The following is a 13677-nucleotide window of genomic DNA, read 5'->3' as shown; positions in this document are numbered from 1 at the left end:
AGGCCGAACAATGCAGCTACTGCCATGAGGGCAAACGGGCTCCAGGCCCCGCTCTGAACTCACTCGTCGCTGTCGGAGCCCAGCACCATATCGGCACCGGCGCCCACCACCTTGCCGCCGATGCGCACCGTGCCCACGGCCGCATCCACCACCAGGCCGCCCACACCGATCACCGCCGAGGCAGCGGTGTCAACCACCGCTACCACGGCACAGCCGCTCAAACTGCCCAGCATCAACATCGCCATGAGCGGCCACCCAAGGCCAAAGCGCGTCACAGCCGTTCGCATCTCACACACCCGCGAGGTTAAAAAGCTTCAAGCCCGCTCGGCCACCCAGGCCTGCACCGAAGCCAGGGCCTTGGGCAAACCGCTGGCATCGGTGCCACCGGCCATGGCCATGTCGGGCTTGCCGCCACCCTTGCCACCCACCTGCTGGGCCACAAAATTCACCAGCTCGCCGGCCTTGACCTTGCCCACGCTGTTGGCGGTCACGCCCGCAGCGATCTGCACCTTGTCGCCATCGACTGCGGCCAAAACGATGACCGCCGTCTTGAGCTTGTCTTTCAGCTTGTCCATGGTCTCGCGCAGGCCCTTGGCATCAGCGCCGGGCAACACCGCGACCAGCAATTTCAGCCCGTTGACATCCACCGCCTGGCCGACCAGCTCATCGCCCTGGGCAGAGGCCAGGCGGCTCTTGAGCGCGCCCATTTCCTTCTCCAGATCGCGCATCTGCTCCAGCAAGGCGCCGACGCGGGCGGGCACCTCTTGCGGTGTGACTTTGAGCGTACCGGCCACGCCACCCAAGGTGGTTTCCATGCCTTGCACGTAGTTCACCGCATTCATGCCCGTCACGGCTTCCACTCGGCGCACGCCCGCGGCCACGCCGCCTTCAGCGGTGATGGTGAAGAAACCAATGTCGCCCGTACGAGCCACGTGGGTGCCACCGCACAGCTCGCGGCTGGACCCGATGTCCAGCACGCGCACGGTCTCGCCGTACTTCTCACCAAACAACATGGTCGCGCCGGTTTTCTGGGCGGCCTCGATGTCCATCACGCGGGCCTGCGTCGCCGCATTGGCCACGATTTCTGTGTTCACCCGTTGTTCGATTTCGCGAATCTGCTCGTCGGTCACCGGGGCGTTGTGGGTGAAGTCGAAGCGCGTCTTGTCGGCGTCGACCAGGCTGCCCTTTTGCTGCACATGGGTGCCCAGCACTTCGCGCAGGGCTTTGTGCATCAAATGGGTGACCGAGTGGTTGCGCATGGTCGCGCCACGCCGCGCGGTGTTCACCTGAGCCGTCACAGAGTCACCCACCGCCAGGGTTCCCAGCTCCAGCGTGCCGTGGTGCCCAAAGACATCGGCCTTGATCTTCTGCGTATCGGCCACCTCAAAGCGCGCGAGCGCGGCTTTCTCGCCCGTGAGGATCATCCCTTCGTCGCCCACCTGGCCACCACTCTCAGCGTAGAAAGGCGTCGTGTCGAGCACCACCACACCGCTCTGACCGGCTTTCAACTCGGCCACAGCCGTGCCTTCAAAGTACAGCGCCACCACCTTGCCCGGCGCCTCCAGTTTTTCGTAACCAACGAATTCATTGCCAGCGCCGGTGTACTCCAGCGCCTTGTCCATCTTGAACTTGCCTGCGGCGCGGCCGGCGGCCTTTTGTTTGGCCATGGCCGCGTGGAAGCCGGCTTCGTCAACCGACAGCCCGCGCTCGCGGCACACGTCAGCCGAGAGGTCGAGAGGAAAACCGTAGGTGTCGTGCAGTTTGAAGGCCACTTCGCCGGGCAATTGCTTTACCCCTCCCGCCAAAGCGCTGTCCAGTATTTCCATACCGGTGGCCAGCGTTTCAAAGAAACGTTCTTCTTCGGTCTTGAGCACCTCGGTGATGCGCTGCTCCTGCGAGGCCAGGCTGGGATAGGCCCCGCCCATGAGCTTCGCCAGATCGGCGACCAGCTTGTGGAAAAACGGCGTTTTTTTGTCCAGCTTGTAGCCATGGCGAATGGCACGGCGGATGATGCGGCGCTGCACATACCCCCGGCCTTCGTTGCTCGGGATCACGCCATCGCTCACCAGGAAAGCGGTGGCGCGGATGTGGTCGGCAATGACTTTCAACGACGGGTTGGCCAGGTCGGTGCAACCGGTCTCACGCGCAGCCGCCTTGATCAGGGCGTCGAAGATATCGATTTCGTAGTTGCTGTGCACATGTTGCAAGATCGCAGCCAGGCGCTCCAGGCCCATTCCGGTGTCCACACAGGGTGCGGGCAGCGGCTTGACCGAGCCGTCTTCGGCCATGTCGAACTGCATGAACACGTTGTTCCAGATCTCGATGAAGCGGTCGCCGTCTTCATCAGGGCTGCCGGGGGGGCCGCCCGCAATGTGGTCGCCATGGTCGTAGAAGATCTCCGAGCAGGGACCGCAGGGACCGGTATCGGCCATCATCCAGAAGTTGTCGCTCTTGTAGCGCCCACCCTTGTTGTCACCGATGCGGATCACGCGTTCGGGTGGCAGGCCGATTTCTTTCGTCCAGATGTCGTAGGCCTCGTCATCTTCTTCGTAAACCGTGGCCAGCAGGCGGTCAGCCGGCAGTTTGTAAACCTCGGTCAGCAGCTCCCAGGCCCATTTCAGCGATTCGCGCTTGAAATAGTCGCCAAAGCTCCAGTTGCCCAGCATCTCGAAGAAGGTGTGGTGGCGCGCGGTGTAACCCACGTTTTCCAGATCGTTGTGCTTGCCGCCCGCCCGCAGGCAAGACTGCACCGATGTGGCGCGCGTGTAGGGGCGCTTGTCGGTGCCGAGAAACACATCCTTGAACTGCACCATGCCCGAGTTGGTGAACATGAGCGTGGGATCGTTGCCGGGCACCAGGCCGCTGGAAGGCACGATGGTGTGGCCCTTGGAGGCAAAGAAGTCCAGGAAGGTCTTGCGGATATCGGCAACAGATGCAACAGCGGTGACGGGGCGGGTCATGGTGGCCTTGTGAGGAGTCGGAGACGAGGGTGGGCATTGGCGCCCATAAACCCCTGTATTTTCGCAAACTGTGGGGGCATCGGTCGAAAGAGGGCCGTTGCGGGATCAGGCAGCCTTAGTTTGCTCTTTCAGAAAGGCCCAAACCTGCGGCTCATCGGAGTAGGCCACATTGAAACGAAGCCACCGGCTGGGTGTCAGGTTGGGGGTGAACAAGTGGCCCGGGCCGAGCGAAATGTCTTGTTCGGCGGCCTTGTAGGCCAGTTCGGCAGCGTCGTGTATATCGGGGTGCTGCGCCCACAGAAACAAACCCGCCTTGGGCTCTGCAAAGATCTCAAAACCTTTGTTTTCCAGCGCTTGCGCCACGCGTTGGTGGGCTGCGGCCAAACGGTCGCGCAGGCCGCGCAGGTGTTTGCGCCAGCGCCCGTCCAGCAGCGCGCCACACACCAGGCGCTCGCTGAATTCGGACGAGGTCAACCCCGAAATCATTTTCAGCTGGGCAAAATCCTCCAGCAAATCGGGCGGTGCGGCCATGAAGCCCACACGCAGGTTGGGCGAGATGGTCTTGGAGAAGCTGCTGAGGTAGACCACACGCTGCAACTGGTCCAGACTGGCCAGCGACGGGCGAGGCTCGGGATCGAGATCGGCGTAGATGTCGTTTTCCACCACCGTGAAGTGGTGCTTTTCAGCCAGTTGCAGCACACGGTGCAGATGCGCCAGGTTGGCCACCGACCCGGTTGGGCTTTGCAGGCGCGGCTGGGTGAAAAACACCTTGGGCTGGTGTTCGATCACCAGCGCTTCCAACGCCGCCAGGTCGTAGCCGTGGGGCGTGCGGGGCACGCCCACCAGCTTCGCACCGAGAAAGCGCAGCGAAAACAGCAGATTGGGATAACCCGGATCGTCCACCAGCACCACATCGCCAGCGCGCACCAGGCAGCGCGCGACCAGATCAAGCCCCTGGCTGGAGCCATGCGTGAGCAAGACCTGATCGGTGGTCACCGCGATTTCCTGCTCGGCTAGCAGATCGCGCACCAGTTGGCGCAACGGGGGGTAACCCTTGGGTTCGCCGTAGCCGCCCAGCTCGGCGTTGTCGGCGGCCAGCGAGCGCAGACTGCGGCGCAAGCCGTCTTGGAACAGCCAGTCGCCGGGGATCCAGCCACAGCCGGGTTTCATGCGCAGCGCCCGGTTCTCAAACACCCGGCGCAGGTACCACATGGAATCAAAATTGTGGTTGACGGACTCAACCGGCGTCTGATCGGGACCCAACCTGGCCAACGCTTCACGCTGGCGCACAAAAAACCCGGAATGTGGGCGTGAGGCGAAGTAACCCTGTGCCACCAGGCGGTCATAAGCGTCCACCACGGTGTACACGCTCACGCCCTGGGCATGGGCGAACTGGCGGATCGACGGCGCTTTGGCGCCGGGACGCAGGTCACCGCGCTGGATGGCTTCGCGAAATCCCTCGACGATTTGTGCCACCAGGGGCGATGCGGCTTTGGGGTCAACGGTGAACATGGCACATACCTAGGGTTTCTGTGTAGCGGCAGCATCAGCAGCACAGTGCATTGGCAGCAATCGGCTGTCTGTATATGGTACCGGCGGCCACTTGTGCCTAGAGTGTCGCTCAGTCAATTGATCCTTTGTTTTACCTCTGCGGAGAGTTTCCATGCAACGCGAATCCCAAGCCACCAACGCCATGCTCATGGCCCGCCGCAACGCCGCCATCCCGCGAGGCGTGGGCCACAGCCACCAGATCTTCATCGCCAAAGGCGAAAACGCCGAAATCTGGGATGTGGAGGGTCGGCGCTACATCGACTTTGCCGGTGGCATTGCCGTGCTCAACACCGGCCACCGCAATCCGGCCATCATCGAAGCCGTCAAGGCACAGCTCGACCTGTACACCCACACCTGCTTCCAGGTGTTGGCCTATGAGCCCTATGTGGAGCTCGCTGAGCGCCTCAACGCCAAGGCGCCTGGGGACTTCGCCAAGAAGACCCTGTTCCTCACCACCGGAGCGGAAGCGCTGGAGAACGCGGTCAAGATCGCCCGTTCGCACACCGGTCGTTCCGGCGTGATCACCTTCGCCGGCGGTTACCACGGTCGCACCATGTTCACCCTGGGCATGACCGGCAAGGTGATGCCCTACAAGGCCGGCTTCGGGCCTTTCCCTGGCGACATTTTCCACGCACGTTTCCCGAACGCACTGCACGGTGTGACCGTGAACGACGCGATTTCTTCGGTCGAGCAGATCTTCAAGAACGACATCGAGGCCACGCGTGTGGCAGCCATCGTGATCGAGCCCGTGCAAGGCGAAGGCGGGTTCAACGTGGCCCCACCCGAATTGCTCAAACGCCTGCGCACACTGTGTGATCAACACGGTATCTTGCTCATCGTCGACGAAGTGCAAACGGGCGCCGGGCGCACGGGTACCTGGCTGGCGATCGAACATTCGGGCGTCGCGCCCGATCTGATCACCATGGCCAAGTCCATGGGCGGGGGTTTCCCGATTTCCGCCGTGATCGGCCGCGCCGAGGTGATGGACGCACCCGCCGCCGGTGGCCTGGGTGGCACCTACGCTGGCAGCCCTATGTCTTGCGTGGCGGCATTGGCCGTGCTCGACGAGTTTGAGAAGCACAACCTGTTGCAGCGCAGCAAAGACGTGGGGGCCCGCCTGACCAAAGGCCTGCAAGCCATGGCGAAGAAACACACATGCATCGCAGAGGTGCGTGGTCTGGGCGCCATGGTGGCCATGGAAATCTGCAAGAACGGCGACCCGCACCAGCCCGATGCCGACCTCACCAAGGCCATTGCGGCCGAGGCCACGAAACGCGGCCTGATCCTGTTGACCTGCGGCACCTATGGCAACGTGGTGCGCATTCTGGTGCCCCTGACCGCCAGCGATGCCCTGCTCGACGAAGGCCTCGCCATCATCGCGGCTTCCCTCGACTCTCTGCTGGTGGGATGAGCCCCCACGCTCCACCGCTGCACGGGTCGCTGCCCCCCGAGGGGGCTGATCCGGCTCGGGGCGGCCCGGCGCCGGATCGCTTGCACCCCCACGCTCCACCGCTGCACGGGTCGCTGCCCCCCGAGGGGGCTGATCCGGCTCGGGGCGGTGCCAACCACGCACCGGCATTACCACCCAAACCATTGGCCGGCGTGCGCGTCCTGGACCTGTCCCGCGTGCTGGCCGGCCCTTGGGCTGGGCAATTGCTGGCGGACTACGGTGCGGATGTGCTCAAGGTCGAGCGTCCGGGCACCGGCGACGACACCCGCTCCTGGGGCCCGCCCTGGTGGGGTGAGGGGGACACCCGGGTGGCCGCCTATTTCACGTGCGCCAACCGTGGAAAACGGTCTGTAGCCATCGATTTATCCAGCCTTGAAGGCCTGCAGCAGGTTCGAGCGCTCGCCCGCGATGCCGATGTCTTGATCGAAAACTACAAGGTGGGTCAACTCGCCAAGTACGGCCTCGACGCGGCAAGTTTGCAAACACTCAACCCGCGCCTGGTGTACTGCTCGATCACGGGCTATGGGCAAACCGGACCGCTGGCGCACAAAGCCGGCTATGACTTTGCCATTCAGGCCGAAGCCGGTCTGATGAGCATCACGGGTGAACCCGATGGTGAACCGCAAAAAGTGGGCGTGGCCGTGACCGATCTGATGACCGGCGTGTATGCCACCACGGCCATTCTGGCGGCATTGTTTGAGCGCCAAACCACCGGGCGCGGGCGGGTCATCGACGCCTCGCTGTTCGATGTCCAAGTCGCCATGCTGGCCAACCAGGGCGCCAACCAGCTGGTGGGTGGCAAAACCCCGGCCCGCATGGGCAACGCCCACCCCAACATCGTGCCCTATCAGGTGTTTCCAACGCAGGATGGTCACATGGTGCTGGCGGTGGGCAACGACGGCCAGTTCGCACGCCTCTGCGACGCAGCGGGCCACCCCGCCGTTTCGCGGGACGTGCGCTACTGCTCCAACCCGGCCCGGGTGGGCAACCGGCACGCCCTGGTGCCCCTGATCACGGGCTGGACCTTGCTGCGAACCACCAGCGACTGGGTGTCGCTGCTCGACAAGGCCGGCGTGCCCTGCTCGCCCATTCTGGATATCGCGCAAGTGATGTCGCATCCGCACGTCCTGGCACGCGAATTGCGGATGGACTCGGGTGAACCCCTATATCCGCCCATGGTGGCCAACCCCATGCTGATGGATGGTCATCGCCTGGTCTCCAACCAGCCACCCCCCGGACTCAATGCCCACACAGCCTGTTGGCAAACCCCTGCCCAGTGAACCCAAACTTGTACGAACGAACGCCCTCATCCATGTCCCAGAGCAACGCACTCGTCACCTTCACCGGTGTGCAAAAAACGTATGACGGCCGCATCTTGGTGGTGCGTGATCTGAATCTGGAGATCCAGAAAGGTGAATTCCTTTCCTTGCTCGGCCCTTCCGGTTCGGGCAAAACCACCACGCTCATGATGCTGGCCGGGTTTGAGTCGCCAACGGCCGGCGAAATCAGCCTGGACGGCGTGCCCATCACCCGCACACCGCCCCACAAGCGCAACTTCGGCATGGTGTTCCAGAACTACGCGCTGTTCCCGCACATGACCGTGGCCGACAACATCGCCTATGCCTTGACGGTGCGAAAACTGGGGAAATCGGCGCGCGAAGACAAGGTGAAAAATGCCCTGGACATGGTGCAAATGGGCCACATGGGCGAACGCTACCCAGGCCAGCTCTCAGGCGGGCAGCAGCAACGCGTGGCCTTGGCCCGCGCTCTGGTGTTTGACCCCCAGCTGGTGCTGATGGACGAACCCCTGGGGGCGCTCGACAAACAACTGCGTGAGCACATGCAGCTGGAGCTCAAAGCCTTGCACCGCCGCCTGGGTGTGACATTTGTCTACGTCACCCACGACCAGTCCGAAGCGCTCACCATGTCCGACCGCGTGGCCGTGTTCAGCGAAGGCGTGATCCAGCAGGTCGATCCGGTGGACCGCCTCTACGAAACACCAGTCAACCGGTTTGTGGCCAGCTTTGTGGGCGACAACTCGGTGCTCGATGGCAAGGTCACGCAAGCCAGCGGCGAGCAGTGTGAAGTCACCCTCACCGATGGCGCGCGCCTGACCGGTATCAATGTCAACCAGGTCAAAGTCGGCGACAACGTGCAATGCAGCGTGCGTCCCGAGCGCATCGGCCTGGGCGCCAACGCCAGCGCCACCGGCAACCAGTTGCAGGCCAAAGTCACCGACGTGATCTATTTCGGCGATCACCTGCGGCTGCGCTGCCAGACCAGCGATCAGCCCGAACTCAGCGTCAAGCTGCCCCTGCAATTCGCCGGGCAATTGCACGAGGGCACCACCGTGACACTGCACGTGCCCCCAGAACACCTGCGCATTTACCGCTGAGCTTCAACCGGCTCCCGTGTCCTGCCGCTCCATCTCCCCCCTCCTCTTTCGCTATCCATTTCCCCTGTCCCTCAAAAAACCCTAGGAGTCTTGTCACATGAAACTCAAACCCATCCTGCTGGCCGTTTCGGCCCTGCTCGCCTTGCCCGCCATGGCCGAGAACCTCACCGTGGTGAACTTTGGTGGCGCCAACGGCGCTGCTCAGAAAGTGGCCTACATGGCGCCCTTCGAAAAAGCGGGCGGCAAAGTCACCGCCGTGGAATACAACGGTGAGCAAGCCAAGATCAAGGCCATGGTCGAAGCCAAGAACGTCACCTGGGACGTGGTCGAAGTTGAGAGCCCAGACCTGAGCCGCGGCTGCGACGAAGGCCTGTTCGAGACCATCGACTGGAGCAAAGTCGGCAACAAGGCCGACTTCCAGAAAGCCGCCGTGCACGAGTGCGGCGTGGGCACCTTCGTCTGGTCCACCGTGATGGCCTATGACGGCGACAAACTCAAAACAGCGCCCACCACCTGGGCCGACTTCTGGGACGTGAAAAAATTCCCCGGCAAACGCGGCCTGCGCAAAGGTGCACGCTACAACCTGGAATTCGCTCTGATGGCCGACGGCGTCAAGCCAGCGGACGTGTACAAGATGCTGGCCACCAAAGACGGTGCTGAGCGCGCATTCAAGAAGCTCACCGATCTCAAGCCCAACATCCAGTGGTGGGAAGCCGGTGCCCAGCCTCCCCAGTTCCTGGTCGCCGGGGATGTGACCATGACCACCGCCTACAACGGCCGCATCGACGCTGCCCAGCGCGAGGGCAAGAACCTGAAGATCACCTGGACCGGCGGCATCTACGACCTGGACTACTGGGTCATGCCCAAAGGCACGCCGAACAAGGCCGCAGCGCTGAAGTTCATTGCCATGGCCAGTTCGCCAGATGCGCAAGCCGAATACGCCAAGAACATCAGCTACGGCCCCACCAACAACAAGGCGCTGGCCAAGCTCGATGCCAAAGTGCTGGACATGTTGCCCACGTCGCCGGCCAACAGCAAAGAAGCCTTGCAGTTCGGCGTTGCCTTCTGGGCCGACCAGGGTGAGGCCCTGGAGAAACGCTTCTCGGCCTGGGCAGCGAAATGAGCATGGCCAGCGGAACCACGATGAACAACACCCCAACCCTGTCAGGTGACAGCCTGGCCGCGCAACTGCGGCGCGCTGAGCGCCGCAGGAAGCTGCGTGCGCTCTCGCTCACGCTGCCGCTGCTGGCCTTTCTGGTGGTGTTCTTTCTGGTGCCGCTGGCATCCCTGCTCATCCGGGCCGTGGAAAACCCGGAAGTGGCCGACGCCCTGCCCCGCACGGGGCAGGCACTGTCCGGCTGGGACCGCAAAAGCGCGCCGCCAGCCGTCGCTTATGCGGCCCTGCTCGACGATTTCACCGCCTTTGAAGAAACCGCTGAAGCCGGCGCCCTGGCGCGCCGGCTCAACAGCGAAGTGGCCGGCGCCCGCTCGCTGGTCATGGGCACCTACCGCGCCCTGCCGCTGGGAGAAAATCTCAGCCCCGAACAAGCCCGCGAAAAACTGCTCGAACAAGACGAGCGATGGGCCGACCTGCGCTACTGGCAAACGATTGCCAAAAACAGCTCCCGCTGGACGCCCGACTACCTGCTCGCCTCCATCGACTTGAAACGCGACGCGCAAGGCAACATTGTCAAGGTGGGGCCCAATGCGGCCGCCTTCAGCGACATCCTGGTGCGCACCTTCAAGATCAGCGCCATCGTTACCCTGTCCGCCCTGCTGCTGGGCTACCCGCTCGCCTACTGGCTAAGCACCCTGGGCGACCGCAAGGCCAACATCCTGCTCATTTTGGTGTTGCTGCCGTTCTGGACCTCGGTGCTGGTGCGCATCGCCGCCTGGATCGTGCTGCTGCAAAACAACGGGCTGATCAACCGCTTTCTCATGTGGATCGGCATCACCGACGCCCCCATTCCGTTGCTCTTCAACCGGTTGGGCGTGACCATCGCCATGGTCCACATCCTGCTGCCCTTCATGATCCTCCCGCTCTACAGCGTCATGAAATCTGTACCTTCCAATTACCTGCGTGCGGCGATCTCGCTGGGCAGTTCGCCGCTGGCCGCTTTTTTCCGCGTCTACCTGCCGCAGACCTACCCCGGTGTGGCGGCTGGCGGCCTGCTGGTTTTCATCACCTGCATTGGCTACTACGTCACGCCCGCCCTGCTCGGCGGCCCGGCCGATCAGATGCTGAGTTACTACGTGGCCCAGTACACCAACGTCGTGGTGAACTGGGGCATGGCCTGCGCGCTGGGCTCGGTGCTGCTGGCCTGCACCATGGTGCTCTATGCGCTCTACCGCAAGCTGGGCAAGGCCGAACTGAGCCTCGGATAACCCCATGACCGCACTGCGCCACTTCACGTCTTCCCCTCTGGAAAGGGGCACCCCACCAGTGGCCCGTCCTGAGCTTGTCGAAGGGCGGCTCCACGGTGTGCGCGGTGGAGCTCCCTCACCCGCTTGCGCTGTAGCGCGAAGCCATTGACCCACGGACGCCATCATGTTTTCCGCCATGTTCCCCACCTTCCCCGCTTACTACACCCTGCTCGACAAGATCGGCTGGTATGCGCTGCGCCTTGGCTGCATCGGCGTGCTGGTATTCCTGTTGCTGCCGGTGGTGGTCATCATTCCGCTCTCCTTCAGCGACAGCTCGTTTCTGGCCTATCCCATCGAAGGCTGGTCGATGCGGTGGTACGAAGAAATGTGGCACGCCGACGAATGGATCCGCGCGGCCAAGAACAGCTTCATCGTCGCCCCCCTGGCCACCTTGCTCGCGACCACGCTGGGCACGCTGGCCGCGATGGGTCTGGCACGCACCCAGTTCTTCGGCAAAGGCTTCATCACCGGCTTGTTGATCGCACCCATGGTGGTGCCGGTGGTGGTGGTCGGCGTGAGCAGCTATCTCTATTTCGCCAAGCTGGGCCTGAACGACACCTACCTCGGCCTCGTCCTGGTGCACGCCGCACTGGGCGCACCGTTTGTGGTCACGACCGTGCTGGCCACCTTGCAAAGCTTCAACCACAACCTGGTCAAAGCCAGCATGAGTCTGGGCGCCAGCCCGCTGGAAACTTTCTTCCGCGTCACGCTGCCGGTGATCGCGCCCGGCGTGATCTCGGGCGCGCTGTTCGCCTTTGCCACCTCGTTCGACGAGGTCGTGGTCACGCTGTTCCTGGCCGGTCCCGATCAGGTGACGCTCCCGCGCCAGATGTTCACCGGTATTCGTGAGAACATTTCACCAACCATCGCCGCGGTGGCCACGCTGCTGATCCTCTTCACCACCACCTTGATGCTGACACTGGAGTGGCTGCGCGGACGCCGCAAATAGTCCTCCGGTCAACCCTGCGGCCCCAGGGATTCACCGCCGCAGCCTTTGTACCCACCACCATGCCTTTCACCGCCGATACAACCCTGAGCGGCCAGCATGCCAGCCTGGTCCCTTTGCGCTCCGAACACCACGACGATCTGGTGGACGCGGTGAAAGACGGCGAGCTCTGGCGACTTTGGTTCACCGCCATTCCGGCACCTGAGGCCATGGCCTCAGAGATCCAGCGCCGCCTGGCCTTGCAAAAGGCGGGCAGCATGCTGCCCTTCGCCGTGCTCGGCACCAACGGCCGCGCGGTCGGCATGACCACCTACATGAACATCGATGCGGCCAACCGCCGGGTTGAGATCGGCTCGACGTGGTACCGCCAGTCGATGCAACGCACCCCGCTGAACACCGAGTGCAAACGCTTGCTGCTCACCCAGGCGTTTGAGCGGCTCGATTGCATCGCGGTGGAGTTTCGCACCCACTTTTTCAACCAGGCCAGCCGCAAAGGCATCGAGCGCCTGGGGGCCAAACTCGACGGCACCTTGCGCTGCCACCAGGTCAACAAACACCCCGATGCACCCGCCACCTTGCGCGACACCTGCGTCTACAGCATCGTCGCCAGCGAGTGGCCCACGGTGAGTGCCCACCTCGACCACCAATTGCGCAAGCCCCGACCATGACCCCAACACGCTTCAACCAGCCGCAAGGCGGCAACGAAATGCCCCGCTTCGGCGGGCTGGCCACCATGATGCGCCTGCCCGCAACGTTGAGCCCGGCCGGTCTCAATGCCGGCTTCATCGGTGTGCCACTGGACATCGGCACCAGCCACCGGCCCGGCGCCCGCTTCGGCCCGCGCCAGATCCGCGCCGAATCCTGCCTGATCAGGCCCTACAACATGGCCACAGGCGCGGCGCCGTTTGACGCGCTGCAGGTGGCCGATCTGGGTGATGTGGCCATCAACACCTTCAACCTGCAGAAGTCGGTTGACATCATCGAGCAACACTACCGGCCCATCATTGAAGCGGGCTGCATTCCACTCACGCTCGGCGGTGACCACACGATTGCCCTGCCCATCTTGCGCGCCTTGAAAGCCACACACGGGCCGGTAGCGATGGTTCATGTCGACGCCCATGCCGACGTCAACCCCGACATGTTCGGTGAACGCATCGCCCACGGCACGCCCTTCCGCCGCGCGGTGGAAGAAGGGCTGCTGCAGGGCAACAAGGTCTGGCAGATCGGCCTGCGCGGCAGTGGCTATTCGGCAGAAGATTTTGACTGGCCGCGCCAGCAAGGTTTTACCGTGGTGCCGGCACACGAAGTCTGGTGGCAGTCACTCTCGCCCCTGATGGCTCAGATCCGCGACAAGATCGGCCCCGACACCCCCACCTACCTCAGCTTCGACATCGATGGTATCGACCCAGCCTACGCCGGCGGCACCGGCACACCCGAAGTCGGCGGTCTGACCGTGCCCCAGGCGCTGGAGATCGTGCGAGGGTGCCGCGGCCTGAACCTGGTGGGCTGTGATCTGGTTGAGGTGGCTCCCGCCTATGACGCCAGCGGCAATACCGCCCTGCTCGGCGCCAACCTGCTGTTTGAAATGCTCTGCGTGCTGCCTGGCGTGGCCTACCGTTAACACCTGGATACCCCTTACATGTCCCGTCCCCAAGCCGTCCCGACCGTGCAGATTTCCAACGAACGCGTTATCGTCACCGAATGGCGTTTTCCGCCAGGCGCGGAAACCGGTTGGCACAAACACGGTCACGACTATGTGGTCGTGCCCATGACAGGTGGTGAGCTGCTGCTGGAAATGCCCGAAGGCAACCGGACCACACCGCTCACCCCAGGGCAGTCATACACCCGCAATGAGGGTGTCGAACACAATGTCATCAATCCCACCGGGCACGAAGTCGTGTTCGTTGAAATTGAACTCCGCTGATCTGCTGAAGTGAATTCCAACCTTTCG

The 13677-nt window shown here is 63.2% G+C and carries 12 protein-coding genes; 9 read left to right on the top strand and 3 right to left on the bottom strand.

Annotation, left to right across the window (positions count from 1 at the left end):
• Window positions 1-59 precede the first annotated feature (59 nt).
• The 3 genes from E5678_RS02395 to E5678_RS02385 form a co-directional block, all read right to left on the bottom strand.
• Complete coding sequence (locus tag E5678_RS02395) at window positions 60-245, bottom strand: hypothetical protein (RefSeq protein ID WP_210731969.1); 186 nt, start codon at window positions 243-245, stop codon at window positions 60-62.
• 69 nt (window positions 246-314) lie between these two features.
• Window positions 315-2960: an alanine--tRNA ligase gene (gene alaS / locus E5678_RS02390; protein WP_136177047.1), complete on the bottom strand. Its 2646-nt coding sequence runs from the start codon at window positions 2958-2960 to the stop codon at window positions 315-317.
• Between the two features lie 105 nt (window positions 2961-3065).
• Window positions 3066-4472 (bottom strand): PLP-dependent aminotransferase family protein, encoded by a 1407-nt coding sequence (locus tag E5678_RS02385; RefSeq protein WP_136177046.1) that lies wholly within the window; start codon window positions 4470-4472, stop codon window positions 3066-3068.
• A gap of 151 nt (window positions 4473-4623) precedes the next feature.
• Between E5678_RS02385 and gabT the strand changes: the two genes are divergently transcribed.
• The 9 genes from gabT (at window position 4624) to E5678_RS02340 (ending at window position 13650) form a co-directional block, all read left to right on the top strand.
• On the top strand, window positions 4624-5922 hold the full coding sequence (gabT, locus tag E5678_RS02380) for a 4-aminobutyrate--2-oxoglutarate transaminase (protein ID WP_136177045.1): 1299 nt from the start codon (window positions 4624-4626) through the stop codon (window positions 5920-5922).
• Between the two features lie 191 nt (window positions 5923-6113).
• Complete coding sequence (locus tag E5678_RS02375) at window positions 6114-7241, top strand: CaiB/BaiF CoA-transferase family protein (RefSeq protein ID WP_348770361.1); 1128 nt, start codon at window positions 6114-6116, stop codon at window positions 7239-7241.
• Window positions 7242-7273: 32 nt separating this feature from the next.
• Window positions 7274-8356, top strand: coding sequence for an ABC transporter ATP-binding protein (locus tag E5678_RS02370; protein WP_136177043.1), 1083 nt, complete (start codon window positions 7274-7276; stop codon window positions 8354-8356).
• A gap of 97 nt (window positions 8357-8453) precedes the next feature.
• Complete coding sequence (locus tag E5678_RS02365) at window positions 8454-9479, top strand: ABC transporter substrate-binding protein (protein WP_136177042.1); 1026 nt, start codon at window positions 8454-8456, stop codon at window positions 9477-9479.
• Window positions 9480-9499: 20 nt separating this feature from the next.
• On the top strand, window positions 9500-10741 hold the full coding sequence (locus E5678_RS02360) for an ABC transporter permease (protein ID WP_247596885.1): 1242 nt from the start codon (window positions 9500-9502) through the stop codon (window positions 10739-10741).
• Window positions 10742-10916: 175 nt separating this feature from the next.
• Window positions 10917-11729: an ABC transporter permease gene (locus tag E5678_RS02355; RefSeq protein ID WP_136180593.1), complete on the top strand. Its 813-nt coding sequence runs from the start codon at window positions 10917-10919 to the stop codon at window positions 11727-11729.
• A 59-nt stretch (window positions 11730-11788) separates the two neighbouring features.
• Window positions 11789-12394, top strand: a complete 606-nt coding sequence (locus E5678_RS02350) for a GNAT family protein (RefSeq protein ID WP_136177040.1) — start codon at window positions 11789-11791, stop codon at window positions 12392-12394.
• Window positions 12391-13347, top strand: coding sequence for an agmatinase (gene speB, locus E5678_RS02345; protein WP_136177039.1), 957 nt, complete (start codon window positions 12391-12393; stop codon window positions 13345-13347). Before E5678_RS02350 ends, speB begins: the two co-directional genes overlap by 4 nt.
• An 18-nt stretch (window positions 13348-13365) precedes the next feature.
• A complete protein-coding gene (locus E5678_RS02340) occupies window positions 13366-13650 on the top strand; it encodes a cupin domain-containing protein (RefSeq protein WP_136177038.1) in 285 nt (94 codons plus the stop codon).
• The last annotated feature ends 27 nt before the right edge of the window (window positions 13651-13677 follow it).

This window comes from Hydrogenophaga sp. PAMC20947 (assembly GCF_004795855.1).
Taxonomy (GTDB): Bacteria; Pseudomonadota; Gammaproteobacteria; order Burkholderiales; family Burkholderiaceae_C; genus Hydrogenophaga.
The sequence above is the reverse complement of the archived record's forward strand: the minus strand, read 5'-3'. Positions and strand labels throughout refer to the sequence as shown.